The 18,885-nt window shown below is 70.4% G+C and carries 21 protein-coding genes, 2 tRNA genes and 1 other RNA gene; 11 read left to right on the top strand and 13 right to left on the bottom strand.

What is annotated here, in order from left to right:
* Nucleotides 1–70 precede the first annotated feature (70 nt).
* From leuA to Drose_RS35835, 3 genes are all read left to right on the top strand, one after another.
* Nucleotides 71–1,777, top strand: coding sequence for a 2-isopropylmalate synthase (gene leuA, locus Drose_RS35825; RefSeq protein ID WP_260725635.1), 1,707 nt, complete (start codon nucleotides 71–73; stop codon nucleotides 1,775–1,777).
* Nucleotides 1,778–1,971: 194 nt separating this feature from the next.
* Entirely contained in the window at nucleotides 1,972–2,655 is a 684-nt protein-coding gene (locus Drose_RS35830) for an HNH endonuclease family protein (RefSeq protein ID WP_390891475.1), read from the top strand.
* Nucleotides 2,656–2,865: 210 nt separating this feature from the next.
* Nucleotides 2,866–3,309, top strand: a complete 444-nt coding sequence (locus tag Drose_RS35835; RefSeq protein WP_260725637.1) for a hypothetical protein — start codon at nucleotides 2,866–2,868, stop codon at nucleotides 3,307–3,309.
* A 134-nt stretch (nucleotides 3,310–3,443) separates the two neighbouring features.
* On the opposite strand, the gene recR is transcribed toward Drose_RS35835, so the two are convergent.
* The 4 genes from recR to ffs form a co-directional block, all read right to left on the bottom strand.
* Nucleotides 3,444–4,037 carry a recombination mediator RecR gene (gene recR / locus Drose_RS35840; RefSeq protein ID WP_260725638.1) on the bottom strand — a complete coding sequence of 198 codons (594 nt, stop codon included), beginning with the start codon at nucleotides 4,035–4,037 and terminating at the stop codon, nucleotides 3,444–3,446.
* A gap of 12 nt (nucleotides 4,038–4,049) precedes the next feature.
* Nucleotides 4,050–4,370, bottom strand: coding sequence for a YbaB/EbfC family nucleoid-associated protein (locus Drose_RS35845; protein ID WP_260729934.1), 321 nt, complete (start codon nucleotides 4,368–4,370; stop codon nucleotides 4,050–4,052).
* Between the two features lie 66 nt (nucleotides 4,371–4,436).
* Nucleotides 4,437–7,049, bottom strand: coding sequence for a DNA polymerase III subunit gamma and tau (locus Drose_RS35850; RefSeq protein ID WP_260725639.1), 2,613 nt, complete (start codon nucleotides 7,047–7,049; stop codon nucleotides 4,437–4,439).
* A 113-nt stretch (nucleotides 7,050–7,162) separates the two neighbouring features.
* An RNA gene (gene ffs / locus Drose_RS35855) (signal recognition particle sRNA small type) lies at nucleotides 7,163–7,261 on the bottom strand.
* Nucleotides 7,262–7,313: 52 nt separating this feature from the next.
* Between ffs and Drose_RS35860 the strand changes: the two genes are divergently transcribed.
* From Drose_RS35860 to Drose_RS35875, 4 genes are all read left to right on the top strand, one after another.
* Nucleotides 7,314–7,398: transfer RNA gene (locus Drose_RS35860), tRNA-Ser, on the top strand.
* Nucleotides 7,399–7,915: 517 nt separating this feature from the next.
* Nucleotides 7,916–8,194, top strand: coding sequence for a hypothetical protein (locus Drose_RS35865; protein WP_260725640.1), 279 nt, complete (start codon nucleotides 7,916–7,918; stop codon nucleotides 8,192–8,194).
* 402 nt (nucleotides 8,195–8,596) lie between these two features.
* Nucleotides 8,597–9,385, top strand: coding sequence for a DUF5753 domain-containing protein (locus Drose_RS35870; RefSeq protein ID WP_260725641.1), 789 nt, complete (start codon nucleotides 8,597–8,599; stop codon nucleotides 9,383–9,385).
* A gap of 78 nt (nucleotides 9,386–9,463) precedes the next feature.
* Complete coding sequence (locus Drose_RS35875; protein ID WP_313899973.1) at nucleotides 9,464–9,664, top strand: DUF397 domain-containing protein; 201 nt, start codon at nucleotides 9,464–9,466, stop codon at nucleotides 9,662–9,664.
* Between the two features lie 60 nt (nucleotides 9,665–9,724).
* Here Drose_RS35875 and Drose_RS35880 read toward each other — a convergent pair whose 3' ends face one another.
* From Drose_RS35880 to Drose_RS35890, 3 genes are all read right to left on the bottom strand, one after another.
* The gene (locus Drose_RS35880) at nucleotides 9,725–9,931 is read right to left on the bottom strand and encodes a DUF397 domain-containing protein (protein ID WP_260725642.1); all 207 of its coding nucleotides are present in this window, start codon (nucleotides 9,929–9,931) and stop codon (nucleotides 9,725–9,727) included.
* Between the two features lie 179 nt (nucleotides 9,932–10,110).
* On the bottom strand, nucleotides 10,111–10,587 hold the full coding sequence (locus Drose_RS35885; RefSeq protein ID WP_260725643.1) for a DUF6232 family protein: 477 nt from the start codon (nucleotides 10,585–10,587) through the stop codon (nucleotides 10,111–10,113).
* Nucleotides 10,588–11,308: 721 nt separating this feature from the next.
* Nucleotides 11,309–11,395, bottom strand: a tRNA-Ser gene (locus Drose_RS35890).
* A gap of 68 nt (nucleotides 11,396–11,463) precedes the next feature.
* Between Drose_RS35890 and deoD the strand changes: the two genes are divergently transcribed.
* The 3 genes from deoD (at nucleotide 11,464) to Drose_RS35905 (ending at nucleotide 13,466) form a co-directional block, all read left to right on the top strand.
* The gene (gene deoD, locus Drose_RS35895) at nucleotides 11,464–12,171 is read left to right on the top strand and encodes a purine-nucleoside phosphorylase (protein WP_260725644.1); all 708 of its coding nucleotides are present in this window, start codon (nucleotides 11,464–11,466) and stop codon (nucleotides 12,169–12,171) included.
* Between the two features lie 199 nt (nucleotides 12,172–12,370).
* Entirely contained in the window at nucleotides 12,371–13,015 is a 645-nt protein-coding gene (locus Drose_RS35900) for a TetR/AcrR family transcriptional regulator (protein WP_260725645.1), read from the top strand.
* Between the two features lie 4 nt (nucleotides 13,016–13,019).
* Nucleotides 13,020–13,466, top strand: a complete 447-nt coding sequence (locus Drose_RS35905) for an acyl-CoA thioesterase (protein WP_260725646.1) — start codon at nucleotides 13,020–13,022, stop codon at nucleotides 13,464–13,466.
* On the opposite strand, the gene Drose_RS35910 is transcribed toward Drose_RS35905, so the two are convergent.
* From Drose_RS35910 to Drose_RS35930, 5 genes are all read right to left on the bottom strand, one after another.
* On the bottom strand, nucleotides 13,425–13,853 hold the full coding sequence (locus Drose_RS35910) for a nucleoside deaminase (RefSeq protein ID WP_260729936.1): 429 nt from the start codon (nucleotides 13,851–13,853) through the stop codon (nucleotides 13,425–13,427). The two genes, Drose_RS35905 and Drose_RS35910, sit on opposite strands and share 42 nt — an antisense overlap.
* Before the next feature lie 143 nt (nucleotides 13,854–13,996).
* Nucleotides 13,997–14,515, bottom strand: coding sequence for a tRNA adenosine deaminase-associated protein (locus Drose_RS35915; protein ID WP_260725647.1), 519 nt, complete (start codon nucleotides 14,513–14,515; stop codon nucleotides 13,997–13,999).
* Nucleotides 14,516–14,598: 83 nt separating this feature from the next.
* Complete coding sequence (locus tag Drose_RS35920; RefSeq protein ID WP_260725648.1) at nucleotides 14,599–14,766, bottom strand: hypothetical protein; 168 nt, start codon at nucleotides 14,764–14,766, stop codon at nucleotides 14,599–14,601.
* 98 nt (nucleotides 14,767–14,864) lie between these two features.
* Nucleotides 14,865–15,431 (bottom strand): hypothetical protein, encoded by a 567-nt coding sequence (locus Drose_RS35925; protein ID WP_260725649.1) that lies wholly within the window; start codon nucleotides 15,429–15,431, stop codon nucleotides 14,865–14,867.
* Nucleotides 15,432–15,502: 71 nt separating this feature from the next.
* A complete protein-coding gene (locus Drose_RS35930) occupies nucleotides 15,503–16,651 on the bottom strand; it encodes a PQQ-like beta-propeller repeat protein (RefSeq protein ID WP_260725650.1) in 1,149 nt (382 codons plus the stop codon).
* 116 nt (nucleotides 16,652–16,767) lie between these two features.
* Between Drose_RS35930 and Drose_RS35935 the strand changes: the two genes are divergently transcribed.
* On the top strand, nucleotides 16,768–17,772 hold the full coding sequence (locus Drose_RS35935; RefSeq protein ID WP_260725651.1) for a prephenate dehydrogenase/arogenate dehydrogenase family protein: 1,005 nt from the start codon (nucleotides 16,768–16,770) through the stop codon (nucleotides 17,770–17,772).
* A gap of 84 nt (nucleotides 17,773–17,856) precedes the next feature.
* Here Drose_RS35935 and mtnA read toward each other — a convergent pair whose 3' ends face one another.
* The gene (gene mtnA, locus Drose_RS35940; RefSeq protein WP_260725652.1) at nucleotides 17,857–18,822 is read right to left on the bottom strand and encodes an S-methyl-5-thioribose-1-phosphate isomerase; all 966 of its coding nucleotides are present in this window, start codon (nucleotides 18,820–18,822) and stop codon (nucleotides 17,857–17,859) included.
* Between the last annotated feature and the right edge of the window lie 63 nt (nucleotides 18,823–18,885).

Below are 18,885 nucleotides of genomic sequence, written 5' to 3' on the forward strand. Positions count from 1 at the left end.
CGCTCCTGCCGGTCGATCCCCCTCGTAGTACTTCGGATCAGACCCTCAAACGCTCAGGAGCAGAATCAGCATGTCCGAGATCGCCAACCAGACGCCCAGCCGGATGCCCATTCACCGCTACCGGCCCTTTTCCGAACAGTTCTCGATCCCGCTGACCGACCGGCAGTGGCCCGGCAAGGAGATCGCCGTCGCGCCCCGCTGGTGCGCGGTGGACCTGCGCGACGGCAACCAGGCGCTGATCGACCCGATGTCCGTCGAGCGCAAGCGCCGGATGTTCAACCTGCTGGTCCGCATGGGATACAAGGAGATCGAGGTAGGCTTCCCGGCCGCCTCGCAGACCGACTTCGAGTTCGTGCGCACCCTGATCGAGCAGGACCTCATCCCCGAGGACGTCACGATCCAGGTCCTGACCCAGTGCCGGGACAACCTGATCGAGCGCACCTTCGAGTCGCTGCGCGGCGCCCGGCGGGCGATCGTCCACTTCTACAACTCGACCTCGACGCTCCAGCGGCGCGTGGTCTTCGGCCTGGACCGGGCCGGGATCACCGACATCGCCACGACCGGCGCTCGGCTCTGCCAGAAGTACGCCGAGGCGATCACGCCCGACACCGAGATCTACTACCAGTACTCCCCCGAGTCCTACACCGGCACCGAGCTGGACTACGCGCTGGAGATCTGCGGCGCGGTCATCGACGTGCTGCAGCCGACCCCCGACCGGCCGCTGATCGTCAACCTGCCGGCGACGGTCGAGATGGCCACTCCCAACGTCTACGCCGACTCCATCGAGTGGATGTCGCGCAACCTGCCCCGCCGCGAGTCGGTCGTCCTGTCGCTGCACCCGCACAACGACCGCGGCACCGCCGTCGCCGCCGCCGAGCTGGGCCTGATGGCCGGTGCCGACCGCGTCGAGGGCTGCCTCTTCGGCAACGGCGAACGGACCGGCAACGTCGACCTGGTCACGCTGGGCCTGAACCTGTTCTCCCAGGGCGTCGACCCGCAGATCGACTTCTCCGACATCGACGAGATCAAGCGGACCGTCGAGTACTGCAACCAGCTACCCGTCCACGAGCGCCACCCGTACGCCGGCGACCTGGTCTACACCGCCTTCTCCGGCTCCCACCAGGACGCCATCAAGAAGGGCTTCGAGGCGCTCAACCGCGACGCGGCCGCCGCCGGCGTGCCGGTCGACCAGTTCACCTGGGGCGTGCCGTATCTGCCGGTCGACCCGAAGGACCTGGGTCGCTCCTACGAGGCGGTCATCCGGGTGAACTCGCAGTCCGGCAAGGGCGGCGTCGCCTACATCATGAAGTCGGAGCACCAGCTCGACCTGCCGCGCCGCCTGCAGATCGAGTTCTCCGGCGTCGTGCAGCGGCACACCGACGACGAAGGCGGCGAGGTCAGCCCGCAGGCGATGTGGGACTTCTTCTCCGGCGAGTACTTCTCCGACCGGCGGTTCACGCTGGAGGGGTACGAGGCGGCGACCGTCGACGGCAAGGTCACCCTGACGGCCGACGTGAAGGTCGACGGCACGGTCCGGACCATCTCGGCGACCGGCAACGGGCCCATCGACGCGTTCGTCCACGCGCTGGGCGACGTCGGCATCGACGTTCGGGTGCTGGACTACGCGGAGCACGCCCTCACCGCGGGTGAGAGCGCCCAGGCGGCGGCCTACGTCGAGTGCTCCGTCGACGGCCAGGCCCTCTGGGGCGTCGGCATCGACGCCAACATCGTCACGGCCTCCCTGCGCGCGGTGCTGAGCGCGGCGAACCGCGGCTGAGTTCCTGATCGTCCGGCGGGGTCCGGCCTCGATGGGAGGCCGGACCCCGCCGTCATGGGCCCGGCCGCAGGACCGTCCCGGGCACCGGGGACAGCCGTCCGGGCTGCCGGGTCTCTTCCTCAGGGGGTGAAAGTGTCGGGAATCCCATCGTGGCGATTCCTGCGACAGGTGCGTTGATACAGCACAGTAGGGGCGTGCGCCCCTCAAGAAACGGCAAAGCCGTCCTCCTCTCGCTCGCGCTCGCGGCGGTGCTGACCGGCGCCGGTAGCTGCGAGGTCTCCTCCACGCCCGGCTCAGCCGGGCCGACGACCGCCCCGACGGGCGGCGCCACCACCGGCGGCGGCACCTCCGGCAACGCCGGTGCGGCGCTGGACTCCCTCACCGTGGCTTCGGCCGGGTCGATGTCGGGCTACAGCCGCGAGAAATTCACGCACTGGATCTCACAGGGCAACGGCTGCGACACGCGCGACGCGGTGCTCAAGCGCGACGGCAAGAACGTCAAGGTCGCCGACGGTTGCAAGATCACAAGCGGTAGCTGGTACAGCCCCTACGACGACAAGACCCTCACCAATCCGCAGGACCTCGACATCGACCACATGGTCCCGCTGGCTGCGGGCTGGCGGTCCGGTGCCAACAAGTGGACCGACGAGCAGCGCAAGCAGTTCGCGAATGACATGACCCGGCCGCAACTGTTCGCGGTTAGCCTGCAGTCCAATCGGGCAAAGGGCGACCAGGACCCGTCGACGTGGAAGCCGCCGAACCGGGCCTACTGGTGCACCTACGCGCAGGACTGGGTCACGGTCAAGAGCTTCTACAAGCTGACCGTGACGCAGGCCGAGAAGACGGCGCTGGCAGACATGCTGGCGACTTGTAAGTAGACCGCGGAAGGGACGGCAGAGATGGCAGAACCAGGGCTCGGACAGGCATCCGCCGGCTCGCCGCCGTCGGCCTCGGCCGCCCCGGCCGGGGCAGGCTCTCCGGCCGGGGCCGCAGCCGGCTCCCCGGCTACGGCTGCGGCTGCGGCTGCGGCAGGCTCCCCGGCTACGGCTACGGCTACGGCTACGGCTGCGGCAGGCTCCCCGGCTGCGGTGACCACGGCGCAGGCCGACTCCGCTGGCGCGGCGGGCGCGCGCGGTGCCGGCACCGCGCGGGGTGTGGCCTCGGACGCCACGGCCGACCGCCAGGCCTCCGGCCCAGCGGACCCGGCCGCCGCCGCACCCGCCGGGTCACCCCCGGCCTCGGCGGATGCCGGCGCCGCGACCCCACCCCCGGGAGCCGCGCCGAACTTCCTCCAGTCCGACGTCATGGCCGGCCCGGGCGGCGTGATGACCGACGAGGTCGGTGTCATCACCGGCGAGTTGACCCTGCGCACGGAGGTCGACGCCGACGGCGCCGTCGTCGTGCGGGTCCAGTACAAGGACGCCGAGGAGTGGTACGTGGTGACGGGCGCCCGCGCCCACCTCAACGACCCGGCGGACCTCTCGGCCGTGCACACCGTAGTCACCGGCATCCTGGACCGCCCCAACGGCTAAGTCCACCTGCGCGATCTTGCAGTTGCGGTGCCGGGACACTCCAAGAATGCCCGGTTTGTCAGGCACCACAACTGCAAGATCGACGCGTAGATCGACGCGTAGCAAGGCGGGGGCGCTGAACCGGCGTCCGGCGTTCAGATCGCCCTGCGGCCCTCGAACGCTCGGCCGAGAGTGATCTCGTCGGCGTACTCCAGATCGCCACCCACCGGCAGCCCGCTCGCCAGCCGGGTCACGGTGAGCCCCATCGGCTTGACCATCAGCGCCAGGTAGGTGGCGGTGGCCTCGCCCTCGGTGTTGGGATCGGTGGCCAGGATGAGCTCCTTGCAGGTGCCCTCGGCCAGCCGGGTCATCAGCTCACGGATGCGCAGGCTGTCGGGTCCGATGCCCTCCAGCGGGTTGATCGCGCCGCCGAGCACGTGGTAGCGCCCGCGGAACTCTCCGGTCCGCTCGATGGCCACGACGTCCTTGGGCTCCTCGACGACACAGAACACCTCGTCGTTGCGGCGCGGGTCGCGGCAGATCCGGCAGAGGTCCGCCTCGGCGACGTTGTAGCAGCGGGTGCAGAACCGCACGAGGTCCTTCACCCGCTGCAACGCCTGCGCGAGCCGCTTGACGTCGGCGGTGTCGGCCGACAGCACGTGAAACGCGATGCGCTGTGCGCTCTTCGGCCCGACCCCGGGCAGCCGCCCGAGCTCGTCGATCAGGTCCTGGATGGCGCCTTCGTACACGCCCGGCGCCCGCTAGAAACCGGGCAGCCCGAGGCCGCCGCCCAGGCCGCCGAGCCCGGCGGTGAGCGGGCCCATCTTCTCCTCGGTCAGGTCCTTGGCCGCCTGCGCCGCGTTGTGCAGTGCCGCGACGATGAGGTCCTCGAGCGTCTCGATGTCGTCCGGGTCGACCGCTTTAGGGTCGATCTTGATGCTGACGACCTCACCCGTGCCCCGCACGACGGCCGTGACGAGGCCACCGCCGGCCGTGCCGGTCAGCTCGGCCTCGGCGAGCTCCGCCTGCGCGGCGGCCATCTGCTGCTGCATCTTCTGCGCCTGCTTCATCATCTGCTGCAGGTTGGGCTGTCCACCGGGGCGCACAGTGTGCTCCTTTGAAGTCTCTGAGTTTGGAGACCAGCTTAGTCAGCCGGTGGTCTCCCCGATCTTCTCCGCGCCGAGCGCCTCCGTGAGCAGCCGGAGCGCGGCCTCTTCACTGGTCTCACGCACGACAGTGGCATCGTCGAGCAGCTCATCCCCCGGGTCCAGGCCGGGAAACCGCGGGTCGGCCACAGGCGAGTCGTAGTCCGGGTCGAACGGCGGCTCGTCCGCCACCGCACCGTCCCAGGCGGACTCCGCCGCACCGGCCGTGCTCGCCTGGGCGGCCGCCGATCGGCGCTGCCCGCTCGCCGCGGCCCTGGCCGCCTCCCGGGCCATCTCGATCGCGGTGCTCCCACCCGTTCGCGGCCGGCCGGCCGGACCGGTCGGGACCGGCGATCCGGCGCCGGGTCTGCTTCCCGCACCCGTTCCAGCCGCAGTCCCGCCCCGGACCGCCGCGCCCGGGTCGGCGAGAACACTCGCCGCGGTGGCCACACCGCCCGGGGTCACCGGCGTCGGCCACCCCTCGGCCACGCCCGGCGCCGAGGCCGGTCCCGCAGCACCCCCGGGGGTCGCCGGCGTCGGCCATCCTCCGCCAGGAGCCGCCTGTGCCGGCCGCCCTCCGCCCGGGGCCGCTGACGGAGCGCCGCCGAGGGTCGCCGGTGTCGGCCACCCCTCGGCCGAACTCTGCGCAACAGCCGATCGTGCGGCACCGCTGGGTGTCGCGGGAGTGGGCCAGTCCCCACCCGCACCGGCGTCTCCGCCGTTCGAGCCACCCGGGCCCCCACCAGCAGCGCTCATGCCGCCCGCGGCGGCCACAGCGACAGCGCCCGCACCCACTCCACCCGGAACAGCGGGTGTGGGCCATTCTCCGGCCGCCTGCGCCCCGACACGCGACCCGCCGACCGGCTCACCGATCGATGCCGGGCCGGCCTGGTGCGGGGCCTGGGCCGGGCCGGGAGGCGCCGACGGGCCCGACGGCTGCGGCGTGGGCTTCGGGGTCGCCGGCCTGCTGCCGCCCCCGCCGCCCGGCTGGCCGCCGACCTCGCAGCGCACCTGCCAGCGGCCGCCGAGCAACTCCTGCAGCGCGCTGATCAGCACGTCGGGCGAGTTGCTGAGCATGTTGGCATGGGTGACGTACTTGAACCCGAGCACCAGCGTGCTGCCCTCGACATCCTGCACGGTCGCCTCGCGCACGATGGCCGCGGCCTTCTTGCTCTTGCCGCTGACCAGCGTCAGCACGTCGGCCCAGACCCGGCGGACGGCCGCCGCGTCGAGCCCACCAGCGCCGGGGGCCGCCGCGGGCGCCGGACCCGGGGCGGGGGCCGGCCGCTGCACGGGAGCCGACTCAACCGGGACCGAAGCCTGGACGGGAGCCGGGACCGGGACCGGAGCCGAGGCCGGGACCGGAGTCGAGGCCGGAGATGCCGCCGGGGCAGGGCCAGCCGCCGGGGCCGGAGAATACGCCTCAGCCGGCACAGCGGGGGCCGGGACTCCGCCGGCCATCAGCCGCCGCTCCATGCGCTCCAGACGCTGCAGCAGCGCAGCGCTCGAATCGTCGGCGCCCGGCAGCAGCATGCGCGCCGTGATGAGCTCCAGCAGCAGCCGCGGCGCGGTCGTCCCGCGCATCTCGGTCAGCCCGTTGTGGACGATGTCGGCGAACCGCGACAGGCTCGCCTGGCCCAGTTGGGTCGCCTGTGCGCTCATCCGCTCCAGTTGGTCGTGCGGGGCGTCGAGCAGGCCCTTGTCGACAGCGTCGGGGACCTGCTGCAGCACGATCAGGTCGCGCAACCGCTCCAGCAGGTCGGAGGCGAATCGGCGGGGATCGTGCCCGGCCTCGACCAGACGATCGATCACGCCATAGGCACCGCGGCCGTCGTCGGCGGCGAGCGCGTCACACATTTCGTCAATCAGTGAGACATCCGTCACACCGAGGAGAGCGACGGCGCGGCCGTAGGTGACCCCCTCGGGGCCCGCGCCGGCGATGAGCTGGTCGAGCACCGAAAGGGTGTCACGGGCACTGCCGGCACCGGCCCGCACGACCAACGGAAAAACGGTGGGCTCGACCGTGACGCCTTCCGCGGCGGTCAACTGCTCGAGATATGGCCGGAGGACACCCGGCGGGATCAGCCGGAACGGGTAGTGGTGCGTCCGGGACTTGATCGTCCCGAGCACCTTCTCCGGCTCGGTGGTCGCGAAGACGAACTTCACGTAGTCCGGCGGCTCCTCGACCAGCTTGAGCAGCGCGTTGAAGCCGGCGGACGAGACCATGTGGGCCTCGTCGATGACATAGACCTTGAAGCGGCTCGACACCGGCGCGAAGATCGCGCGCTCGCGCAGGTCGCGAGCGTCGTCGACGCCACCGTGGCTGGCCGCGTCGATCTCGATGACGTCGATCGAACCGGCACCGTCCGGAGCCAGGTCGCGGCACGACTGACACTCGCCGCACGGCTCGGGTGTCGGGCCGCGCTCGCAGTTGAGCGAGCGGGCGAGGATGCGGGCACTACTGGTCTTGCCGCAGCCGCGGGGGCCCGAGAAGAGATACGCATGGTTGAGCCGGCCGGATCGCAGCGCCTGCGACAGCGGCTCGGTGACGTGCTCCTGCCCGATGACCTCGGCGAACGTGCGCGGCCGGTATTTGCGATACAGCGCGAGCGCCACCAGCGTCCCTCCGTTCGCGTGATGGTCGGTGTGCCAGAGCCGGGACCACGGTACCCCCACCGGCCGACAAATTTCCGCTGCCACCACCGCCGCCCGACCCGCCCGGGCCAGGAAACATGAAGGCCACCCGTGCACCCGTCAGAGCTCACTTATCCTTGCTGCCTTCCGGCCCTGGGGAGGTTCGTAAGATGACGCCGCACGAGTGGCTTGGACACCACAATACCCGGTGCGCGAGCGTCGCAAGCGATGGGTATCCTTGCGCACGGAGGATTCGCCTAGAGGCCTAGGGCGCACGCTTGGAAAGCGTGTTGGGATAAAACCCTCACGAGTTCGAATCTCGTATCCTCCGCACCGCCTAGCAGGCAAAACGCCGGGCGCCCCTGCCAGGGGCGCCCGGCGTTGCGGTGTCAGGAGCCCGTCCGAGGCCCGCCGGCTCCTCCACCCGCCTCGGCGTAGGTCGTGCCGCGGTGTCCCCCGGCCGCTTGATCTCGACCGTGTTCCGGCGAGAGCGAGCCGGCCATGCCACGCCAGACGGTCCGACGCCCGCAGGGGTTCCCGGAGTCGTACCTGGTGAGACCGGCGTTTGCGCAGCTCACAGCGGTCTGCTACCTGCTGGACCGCCACTGGTAATACCGCAATCTGCGATATCGCAGATTGTCATCTAGCGTCTCGGGATGCGGCATGCGACCATATGGATACGAGCCATCAGGGCCCGTGGGGTGGAAACGCAACAGCACCCGGCGGCTACCGGGTGCTGTTTGTCGCTTCCTCCTCAACGCTCACGCGGAGGGGCAGCGGTGATACCCGACGTAATCCTTACGCATCCAGACCCCTCCCGCAATACCGAGAACGGAGGGAAGATGCGGATGTTCTACCGAAGTGCGGACATCCTGGTGACCAGTGAACACTTCGTCATCCTCCGGCCCCGCGAGATCCGGTTCCGGCTGGAGTACCTCCACGACGCCTACATCGTCCGCCACAGCGGCCGGTTCCGGGCGCGCCAGGAGATCCGGGCCCGGTACGGCCGGTCCGACGTCCTGCTGTTCAGCACTACGGATGCGACCACGTTCGGTCACGTACGGCGAGCGTTGATCCGCGCGCTCGAGCACCGCGAAGATTTGCGAGCCCGTGCACTTTCCGCATGAAGTCGCTGGCCAGGGTCGCCTGCGGAGCCGTTCACCCGCAGGCGACCCACTGTGAGTAGGTCACGATCCGCTACAAAGCTGGAAGACAGGTGGCAATTCCCGCGACTGAGCGTCAGACTGTCTGCGGCCCAACACGGCCTCCGCTCGTCCGGCATGATCCGCCACAGATGGGGCATCCGGCGAGCGACACGTTCCAGCTTTGCATCCCAACCGCTCGCCGGGCCCGTATGGTGAGCTGCATTCTGCGATACAGCTACTCGACATACCCCACCTAGTCGTATACCAGGTCCAACGAGGGGCACAAGCGTCATGAACTCGGGTGAGACGCCCGCGGTCGCACGCCGGCGGGTTCGGCTGGCGATCCGCGACGCGCGCAACGCCAGGAGTTTCACGCAGACCGAGGTGGCCGACGCCATGGAGTGGTCGCTGTCCAAGGTAATGCGGATCGAGAGCGGCGAGGTGACGATCTCGCAGAACGATCTGCGCCCCCTGCTGGCGTTCCTGGGCATCCGCGACCGCGCGGTGGTCGAGTCGCTCGTCCAGTCGGCGCGGGTGTCACGTCAGCGCCGCTGGTGGGACGAGGCGCGGTTCAAGAACATGCTCACCGCGGCCACGAAACAACTGATCGCTTATGAGGCCGAAGCGACGGTCATCCGGCACTTCTATCCGATGTTCTTCCCCGGCGTTCTGCAATCCGAGGCGTATGCCCAGGGAATCATGGGACAGTACACACATGAGCTGAGTCAGAAGGAGATCGAGGCAAGGATTCAGGCGCGTCTCCGCCGCAAGGCCGAATTGCTGCAACGCATCCCTCGGCCCAAGGTCTTCACCCTGCTCGACGAATCCGTGTTGCTGCGCACCATCGGAGTGGGACAGCGCGCACTGGGCGAGCAGTTGGCCGAGGTCTCCGAGGCCATCAAGGACGGCTGGCTGGTCGCGCGAATCCACCCGTTCGACAACCCGCACCCGGGAATCGGGACATTCGAGATCCTCTATCTGGGCTCCGAGGAGCTCGCCCACGCGGTGTTGTACCGCGAGAGCCTCACCCTGGACGAAATCGTGGACGACCACAGCCGCATCAAACAGCACCGCGACCTCTGGGACCGGATGTGGGACGCGGCCATCGACGCGGAGCGTTCGGCGGAGATGATCGCGACGCGCGCCAAAGAGCTGCTCGGGGCCGACCAATAGTCTTCGAGCGCCACGCTCGGAGGTTGAAAGGGGCCGCCGTGCTCACTGCGGGCCCGATAAGGAAAGGGTGAGAATATAGTGCAACAAGCGGACACGCGTCTGGAGTGGCGCAAAAGCGAATTCTGTGGGTCCAGCGCCTGCGTTGAAGTCGCCCAGCATGCCGACTCGCTTCTTGTGCGTGATTCAAAGAACCCGAACGGGTCGGTGCTCACCTTCGATCGTGCGGAGTGGGACGCGTTCGTTGCCGGTGTAAGGGCTGGAAACTTCGACTTCCAGTAGGCTCACCCTGTCGGTTGAGCGCGAGGTGACCTTCCTCGTTGAAGGCCTTCGCGCTCAACCTCACCGCGCTTCCGTGCGCAGCCCGCCACTGCGGAGCTCGACCATGAATGCGGCCCAGTCGCTCTTGCTGAAGGAGAGCACTTCCCCCCGCTCTTCCTTCGAGTCGCGGACGAGCAGGGTATCCCCCTGCTCGGCGACCTCGACACACGCATTTGTGCCGCACCAGGCACTTCGGCGCCAGCTCAGTTCGCCGTTGTTCTCGGCCATGGGCCCTCCCCTCACCCTGGGACCTGAATCTTCAGCATACGTAGTGGCATGGGCGCCGCCACACGGAAATACGGGATATGGCACGAGGTGAATGCCTTATAAGGCCACAAAACGGGCGGTCCAGAGATGAATGAATGCCCGCCGGGCGGGAATGCCCAGCGAGCGATCATTCTCAATACTCACAGCGTCCGGTCGAGCCTCCGGAAAGCCTCGCCATAGCCGGCCCGGTCCAGTCGCTCCACGCTGGCGGCGTTGGCCGCGAATGCGCGCAGCAGGCTCCGGCGAACCCGGTTGAACACGATGGCATTGGTCGATGCGAACAAGGTCACTTCAGCGCCCGAATAGATCGCCTTGAGCGACCACGTCACAGGCCCCAGAATGCGCAGGGCGCGGCCCGCCACCGGCGGCACCGCGATCACCACGGCTGCCACCAGGTAGCCACCGGGCCCGTGGACCAACGACCAGCCGGCCACCGCCCCCACGGCGGCCAGCGTCCCGACGACCAGAAACGCGAACAGCGCCGGACGACAGTCGTCGTGCTCGACGCGCACGCCTTCCAACGCCTCCAGGTCGTAGACCTGGGGGTCAGGTTTCCAGATGGCGAAGACGTCGTCGGTGATGACGACGTCGTGGCCCTGATAGAAGACGGTCGGCATAAGTTCCCCCCTTAGCCCCGCCGTTTCGGCCCCTTATCAGTATGAGTAGCCGCGTCACAGATCGCCAGGCCCCAAGGTGCTATATCGCAGAATGGCGTACGCCAACCGGCCGTGCCACTCCATACGTCCTGATCGATCTTCCCTGCTCAGTGCCAGCTCCAGGGTCACCCCGAGCCACGCCCAGGGCAACGCATTTCACACGGGGGTCGCCCGCGGAGCGGAGCCGCTCATGACCGCCGTCCTGACGCGAGCCCCGCGAAGTTCAGCCCAACAAACAACCCCACTCGGGCGCGGGTCTCGCGAGGTGTGCCGGCGCCCGTTCCGCCGCCACGCCGCTCGACCTCAGATCATGGGAAAGATGCGGCTGCCCCGGCAGCCAGATCTCTCTCATGATCTGGAGTCGCCCGGCTTGGACCCGCCGCCCCGGGTCCAGCGGCGACCACGAGCGACAGACACCACCCGCACGACCGGGCGTCACCGTCCGGCAGAGCAACACCGGGGTGGACAGACGGGCGCGCGGCTGAACTGGTCGCGGCCTTGCGTCCTGACGACCGAAAGTTCGCTGGCTGCGGGCGGGATTCCAGAAAATCGCCGACCGACCCTTGACGCGAGAAGCGGCCGGGCCGGATGACCTGCGAGGCAACTGCGACGAAGTACGACAAAAGCCGAACGCCCGGCTACCTCCAACGGAAGATTCCGGGCGCTTCTGCTGGCCAGAGTGCGGTGGCGCGGGGATTCGAACCCCGGGAGGACTTGCGCCCTCACACGCTTTCGAGGCGTGCTCCTTAGGCCACTCGGACACGCCACCGCCGAAGACCTTACCCGACCCCTCATCCCCATCCCCACAGGGGCTCACCATTTGGCAGGATCGTGGCCATGAGCACGCACATCGGCGCCGAGCCGGGCGACATCGCCGAGCGGGTACTCCTTCCCGGGGACCCGCTGCGGGCGAAGTGGATCGCCGAAACGTACCTCAAGGATGCCCGCTGCTACTCGACCGTTCGGAACATGCTCGGGTTCACCGGAATGTACGACGGCGTCGAGGTGTCCGTCCAAGGGTCGGGCATGGGGATGCCGAGCGCCAGCATCTACGCACACGAGCTGATCAACGACTACGGCGTCAAGAAGCTTGTCCGCGTCGGTAGCTGCGGCGCGATCGTCGCGTCGCTCCGACTGCGTGACGTCGTGGCCGCCATCGGGTCGAGCACCGACTCGAACATGAACCGGGCCCGGTTCGACGGCCTGATCGACTACGCGCCGGTGGCCGACTTCGAGCTGTTGCGCCGGTCCGTCGACGCCGCGGCGGAGAAGGGCATCTCCATGCGGGTCGGGCCGGTCCTCGCCGCCGACGCGTTCTACACGGACCGGCCGGACCTCTACGACCGGCTCGCCGACTACGGGGTGCTCGCGGTCGAGATGGAGTCCGCCGCGCTCTACACGATCGCCGCCCGCTTCGGGGCCCAGGCCCTCACGCTGCTGACCGTCAGCGACCACATCAAGACCGGCGAGCGGACCACCGCGCAGGATCGGGAGCAGACGTTCGGCCAGATGGTCGAGATCGCCCTGCAGACGATCATCGCCTGAGCGGTCAAGGGAAGAGGGGGCCCGGGTGTGCGGGCCCCCGTTCAAGACGACAACACCTCCGTCGGCGACAAGCGCGCCGCCCGCATGGCCGGGCACAGCCCGGGCGACCGCTGGAACGGAAGGCGGCCGCACCGTGATGGTGACCCTGCCCACAAAAAACTAACCGACCGGTCGGACTTTTTGTTGGTACGGTCTGGGCATGGTCCCTGGCGCCACCACCGACGGCCGGCTCGCCCGCGGCGAGCGGTCCCGCGCCGCCGCGCTCGACGCCGCCGTCGTCCTTGCCACCGAGTCCGGCCTCGACGGGCTCTCGCTGAGCCAGCTCGCCGACCGGCTCGGGGTGAGCAAGTCCGGACTCTTCGCGCACTGGCGCACCAAGGAGGAGTTGCAGCTCGCCGCGGTGGCGCACGCACAGGAGCGCTTCACGAACACGGTGGTTCGCCCGGCCCTGCGCGCGCCGCGAGGCATCCGGCGGCTGTGGGCCTTGCACGAGTCGCGCCTCGCGGACGTCTCGTCGGGCGCGCTGCCCGGCGGCTGCTTCTTCACCAACACGCAGTTCGAGTTCGTCGCACGGCCCGGCAGCGTCCAGGACGCGCTGTCCGGCGCACTGGCGGCCTGGCACGTGCTGCTGGAGCGGCTGATCGTCGAGGCCGTCGAGCTCGGCGAGCTGCGTGACGACGTCCACCCGGCGCAGCTTGCCTTCGAGCTCAACGCGTACGGCACCGCGGCGGTCTACGAGTCGCGGCTGCTGGACGAGGTCCAAGTCTTCACCTACGCGTGGACGGCCGCCCTCGTGCGGCTCCGCGGTCTGAGCCCGACACCGTCTCTCCTTCCGGAGGTCTGATCCGATGCACGGTCACGTCCAGCCCTTCGAGGTCCACTTCGACGACCTCGACGCGATGGGCATCGTCCACAACGCGCGCTACGCCGTCTTCCTCGAGCGCGCCCTGTCCCAGTGGTGGGCCTCCCGCGGCCACTCCTACGCCGGCGGCCGGCCCACGACCTCCGACGTGATGCACGCCGTCGCGGAGTATTCGATCTCGTACCGTTCGCCGGTGCGCGGCACGGGCGAGATCGGTGTGCACTTCTGGGTCGAGACCCTCGGCGAGAGCAGCGCGGTGTACTGCTTCCGCATCCTGTCCGCCGACGGGCAGACGGTGCACGCGGAGGGCCGGCGCGTCAACGTCAAGCTCGACCCGCGGACGCTGCGGCCGGCCCCGTGGAGCGACGACGCCCGCTCGGCGGTGCGGGAGCTACTCGCGGTGCCGGTGGAAGAACTCGCGCAGCAGCACTGACGACTCGGCCTCCAGCACCCCGCCGATCACCTCCGGCCGGTGGGTGAGCCGCCGGTCGCGCATGACGTCCCACAGCGAGCCGGCGGCTCCCGTCTTGGGCTCCCAGGCCCCGAAGACGACGGTGCCGACGCGGGCCAGCACGACGGCTCCGGCGCACATCGTGCACGGCTCGACGGTGACGACGAGGACGCAGTCCTCGAGCCGCCACTCCCCGCGCCGCTGGGCGGCCCGCCGGAGCGCCAGCAGCTCGGCGTGGGCGGTGGGGTCCCCGGTCTTCTCCCGCTCGTTGTGCGCGGCGCCGAGCTCCTGCCCGTCGGGCCCGAGGACGACCGCCCCGATGGGCACGTCGTCCCCGGCGCCAGCCGCCACGTCGAGCGCCCGGCGCATGGCCCCTTCCCACCGCCGCACCCGGTCCTCCCTCCGCGCCCCGGCACCGTCCCGGCGCTCGCCTCCAGCGGCCCGCGCTCGGAGCAGGCCGCCGGCGGCGGTCACGTCCGGGGACATACTGCCGGCGGCCCGGGCAGGCGCGCTCAGGCGTCCCGGAGTTCCTCGATCTCGTCGCCCGCGCCGACGGCCTGGCAGATCTCGGCCGTCAGGTCGGCCGGGAGCATGCCCTCCTGGGCGCACAGCTCCAGCAGGCGGCCGCCCGACAGGCCGAGATCGGCGAGCAGCTCGGGGTCGCCGACCGGCTCGACCTCCGGCTCCGCCGACGGGCGCTCCTCCTCATCCTCCTCGGACGGCTCCTCGTCGACCGCGGCGACCTCCGGCAACTGCTCCTCGATGTCGCCGAGGAGGATGGCGCCCAGGCGCGACTCCTCGGCGAACACCGAGTCGGAGCCGAAGACGCGCAGGTCCTCTCCCTCGTCGAGGCGCAGGATCGCCAGGTAGGCATCGTCGGACTCGACGAACAGCAGCGACACCGACGCCTCAGCGTCGACGTCGCGCAAGCGATCGGTGATCTCTTCGATGTCGGCGGCGCCACTGAGGTCGAGCTCGGCAGCAGCCCAGCCCTCGGCGCCACGCGTGACAGCGGCAGCGAAGTACGACACGGTCCCCCCGGTCGGTGCTCGTCGTTACGCGTGAACACTATTCGAGCGAGTCACCGGTTGGCGGTGAAGGCCCCCGGATGTGTTTAGTCGGCGAGTCGTCGCCGGTTTGCGATCAGCGCTCGGAGGCGGTCGGCACGCAGCCGACGGGGACGGAACCGCTCGCGGAGCGCCTTCGCGTCCGCAAGCTCAACCAGCAGCGCGAGCCGCCGGCGACGCCGCTCGGGGTCGAGCCGCTGCAGCCTCAAAGCCATGTTGCTGAGCGTGATGCTCGCCGCAATCCACGTCAAGAGCACACGCCAAAGTCCGCGCAACGGCTACCCAGCGTCGCTCGCCCCATCCAGGAACGTGGCTACCAGAGCAGCCAGTCACCACCGGCCATCCGGTAGCCGACGACAAGGCCGGCGATCGCCACCGCGACCCCGCTGGCGATCGCCACGCCGACCGCGACACCCCGGTCGCCGAAGCGGGCGAGGACCGCCGAGGCGCCCCAGGCGAGGATGCCCGCGATGAGCGTCAGCCAGATATACCCCCGGGCCGAGGTCGCCAGCAGCCCGAACAACAGCATCCAGCCGGCACCGACGGCGGCGCCGGCGGTGACCATGGGGCTGCGCACGGGGAGCGGCTCGCGATAGGTGGGCCTGGGCTGGCTCACCACGAACACGGGCGGGCGCAGCGCACCCTGCCATGCCCCGTGTTGCGCGGCGGGCGTCGGCGGGCGGGAAGCACTCATCCGCGGCGGCGGTCCGATCACCGGCGGGCCCATCGCGCCGGGCCATGACTGCCGCGCCGCGCCCACCGGAGCGGGCATGCCGGCCGTCACCGGACGGGGCCAGCCGGCCGTCGCGGGTGCCGCCTGCCCGGCAGGCGCGGGACCGGACGCGTCCGGCTCCCTCCACTGCGACTCGCTCACTGCCACAAAAAGCAGCTTAGCCCGGCCGTCCGAGCGGGACGACCGGGCCGCAGCCCGCGACTACCGGCTGCCGAATGTCATCCGAACAGGGCGAGGCGCTTCTGACTCACGCCGCCGATGGTCGTGAACTCCCCGGTGGCGGCGACAAGGCCGAGCCGCGGGTCGGCGACGAGCGCCCGCACACCGGCGATCCCGTTGGCCTGTGGCGCCCAGTCGAGCAGCTTGCCGTCCTTGTCCGCGGCGGCGAGCTTGACCCGGGAGACCGAGCCGTCGGTGCAGGCGCCCTTGGCACCGTTGTTGCCGGTGGTGCAGGCCTTGTCGAAATGGCCCCCGATGTACGCCACCCCGCCCATCGTGGCGACGGCCTGGACGTCACCGTCGAAGACCCTGGTCCAGCGGGCATTGCCGGTGGGGGTGAACGCGATCGCGCGGCCGCCCTGGCCGCCCATGCCGGCGTAGACGGTGCCGTCGTCGCCGACGGCCACAGCCAGTACCACCGCTGATGGCCGCGGCAGGAAACCCTTGTCCAGCGATCCGCTGACCGGGTCGACGGCGGTGAGCCGGAGGGTGTTGCTGACGCCGTTGGTCTTGTGGAACGAGCCGCCGAGGTAGACCCGGCTCGCGGTCACGGCCAGCGTCTCGACCCGGTCGTCGGTGGTGGGCGCCCAGCGGGTGTCCAGCGCGCCGGTCGCGATGTCGAACGCGGCCAGGTTGGTGCGCTCGGCGGCGTCGATGGCGGTGAACCGCCCGCCGATGTAGAGCCGGCCACCGCCGACCCCGACGGCGACCGGCGCGCCGCCGGAAACCGAGTGGCTGAACGCGCTGACGGCGCCCGTGGTCGCGTCGAGCTCGGCGATCGAGTCCCGTTTCACCCCGGACACCTTCAAAAAGTCACCAACCACATACACAGAGTTACCGGCAGTGGCGAGCCCGCGAACCGTGGCGTCGGCCGCGGGAGCCCAGTCGAGCAGGGCTCCGGTGCGGGCGTTGAAGGCCGCGAGCCGGGTCCGCGGGTAGCTCTTGCCGCTCACGATCGCCTTGCTGAAGGACCCGCCGACGAAGACGGTATCGCCCAAATAGGCCGCTGACCACACGGTTCCGTCGAACGACGGGGACCGCAGAGGGCTGCGCTCCACGACGGCGGCACCCGCCGCCTGGGCGCCGGCCAGCGCGGCGGCCGTGGCGGCGGCCACTACGCAGAGAGCGGTTTTCAGGATGAGTCGCATGGAGCACACCGTAACGACTCGTAACTGACGAAAACGCCACTAATCGGGTCGCATAAGGCGTTCGGCGGGACGTCCCGAGCCGAAAGGGTGATCCGGTGGTGTGCGACAGTTCCGCAGTGCGTGATGCGACGTTGAACGTGGCGGTCATCGGTCTCGGGCTGATCGGCGGATCTGTCCTGCGGGCGCTCGCGGTGCACGGGCACCGGGTCAGCGGCTACGACGCCGACCCGGCCACCCGGGCGACCGCCCGCACCGCCGCCGCGCAGGCACCGGCCAATGCCCGCTGGCACGTCACCGGCACCATCGCCGACGCGGTCCGGGACGCGGATCTGACCGTCGTCGCCGTGCCGCTGCCGTCGGTCGGCGCGGTCTTCGACGAGCTGGCCTCCCTCGCGTACGTCGGCGTCGTCACCGACGTGACCTCGGTGAAGGGGCCGGTCCGCGACCTGGCGCTCGACCGGCTGCGCACCGGCGGCCAGTCCCTGGCGACGTTCATCGGCGGGCACCCGATGGCCGGCCGGGAAACGTCCGGTTTCACGGCGGCCGACCCGCGGCTGTTCGAGGGCTGCGCCTGGGTGCTGTGCCTGACCGGGGACGGCGCCGGCATCCGCGACTGGCTCGAACTCGCGGCGCTGGTCACCGGCCTGGGCGCCCGGGTCGTGCCGGCCACCGCCGACGAGCACGACCACGCCGTGGCGGCGATCTCGCACGTGCCGCACCTCGTGGCGGCGGCCATGGCGGCACGGGTGGCCAGCGACCCGCTCGCCGGCACGCTGGCCGCGGGCTCGTTCCGCGACGGCACCCGGGTCGCCGCGGCCCGGCCGGAGCTGACCGCGGCGATGTGCGGCGGCAACGCGCCGGCGGTGCTGGCCGCCCTGGACGCCGTGCTCGCCGACCTCAACGCCGCCCGGGCGATCCTCGACGGCTCAGACCCGATCGGCGCGCTGACGCCTTGGCTGACACCCGGCTACACCGCCCGGCTGGCCTGGCCGCCGCGGCCCGGCGAGACCGCCGACCTGCCGGCCCGGGCGGACGTGCTGCTCCGCCTGGGCCGGGTCGGCGGCTGGATCGAGTCGGTGTCGACCGATCGCAAGACCGTCCACGCGGCCCGCCCGTCCTGACCCACCCTCCTTGCGTTGATCTTGCAGTTGTGGTGCCGCGACACTCCCGCGATGTCCGGGTTCGCCAGCACCACAACTGCAAGATCAACGGGGTGGGGCGGGGCGCCAGACGCGCCGGTCGGTGACGATCGCGGTCACCAGCGACGCCGGGGTCACGTCGAACGCGGGGTTCACGGCCGACGTGCCCTCGGGGGCCGCCGCGCCGACCACCTCGGCCGAGCCGCGGTCCTCGATCTCGACCTTGTCGCCGCTCGGGGTGTCCGGGTCGACGGTCGACTCCGGCGCCACGCAGATGAACGGGATACCGGCCGCCGCCGCGCCCAGCGCGTGGGCGTAGCTGCCCACCTTGTTCACCACGTCGCCGTTGGCGCAGATCCGGTCCGCGCCCAGGATGACCGCGTCGACCTCGCCGCGGGCCATGAGGAACGGCCCGGCCGAGTCCACCGCCAGCCGGTGCGGCACGCCGGCCCGGCCCAGCTCCCACGTCGTCAGCCGCGCGCCCTGGAGCAGCGGCCGGGTCTCGCTCGCGATCACACCGGCCAGGGCGCCCCGGCGGTGCAATTCGAACACCACCGCCAATGCCGTGCCCTCGACCACCGTCGCCAGCCCGCCGGTGTTGCAATGCGTCAGCAGCCGGGCGCCCGGGCCGCACAACTCCTGCACCAGGTCGGCGCCCCGCCGCCCCATTTCCGCCGAACTCGCGATTTCCTCGTCCCGCACCCGCAATGCCTCTTCGAGCACCGCGTCGAAAGACGGCAACAACGCCGCCGCCCGTCGCGCGCCGCGGGCCAGGTTCACCGCCGTCGGCCGTGCGGTCTCCACGAGGTGTACGGCCTGAGCCCGCGCCTCGCCGTCCGCGTGTTGCCTGGCGGCCAGCGCGACCCCCAACGCACCCGCCACCCCGAGCGCGGGAGCGCCACGCACCGCCAGCCGCTGGATCGCCTCGACGAGCTGCTCGACGGTCGTCAGCCGCAGGAAGACCATCTCCTTGGGCAGGAGGGTCTGATCTACGACGACAACCGCGTCGTCAATCCAGTCAATGGTGCGCATCAATGGTCCGTTCCCGATGGCCGCGCCGGGTGAAGCGCGGGAATTCGTCCGTTCGGTTTTGTG

Source organism: Dactylosporangium roseum, assembly GCF_025264685.1.
GTDB lineage: Bacteria > Actinomycetota > Actinomycetes > Mycobacteriales > Micromonosporaceae > Dactylosporangium > Dactylosporangium roseum.

Bases quoted from the DNA above. Each gene is read 5' to 3' on its own strand.
- Drose_RS35885 (WP_260725643.1), bottom strand. From the start codon at position 10,587: ATGCCGACCGTCTTCTATCAGGGCCACGACGTCGTCATCACCGACGAC.
- mtnA (WP_260725652.1), bottom strand. From the start codon at position 18,822: ATGCGCACCATTGACTGGATTGACGACGCGGTTGTCGTCGTAGATCAG.
- Drose_RS35910 (WP_260729936.1), bottom strand. From the start codon at position 13,853: ATGCGCCGGGCGCTCGACGTGGCGGCTGGCGCCGGGGACGACGTGCCC.
- Drose_RS35920 (WP_260725648.1), bottom strand. From the start codon at position 14,766: ATGGCTTTGAGGCTGCAGCGGCTCGACCCCGAGCGGCGTCGCCGGCGG.
- Drose_RS35865 (WP_260725640.1), top strand. From the start codon at position 7,916: ATGTTCTACCGAAGTGCGGACATCCTGGTGACCAGTGAACACTTCGTC.
- Drose_RS35900 (WP_260725645.1), top strand. From the start codon at position 12,371: ATGGTCCCTGGCGCCACCACCGACGGCCGGCTCGCCCGCGGCGAGCGG.
- Drose_RS35930 (WP_260725650.1), bottom strand. From the start codon at position 16,651: ATGCGACTCATCCTGAAAACCGCTCTCTGCGTAGTGGCCGCCGCCACG.
- Drose_RS35880 (WP_260725642.1), bottom strand. From the start codon at position 9,931: ATGGCCGAGAACAACGGCGAACTGAGCTGGCGCCGAAGTGCCTGGTGC.
- Drose_RS35905 (WP_260725646.1), top strand. From the start codon at position 13,020: ATGCACGGTCACGTCCAGCCCTTCGAGGTCCACTTCGACGACCTCGAC.
- leuA (WP_260725635.1), top strand. From the start codon at position 71: ATGTCCGAGATCGCCAACCAGACGCCCAGCCGGATGCCCATTCACCGC.
- deoD (WP_260725644.1), top strand. From the start codon at position 11,464: ATGAGCACGCACATCGGCGCCGAGCCGGGCGACATCGCCGAGCGGGTA.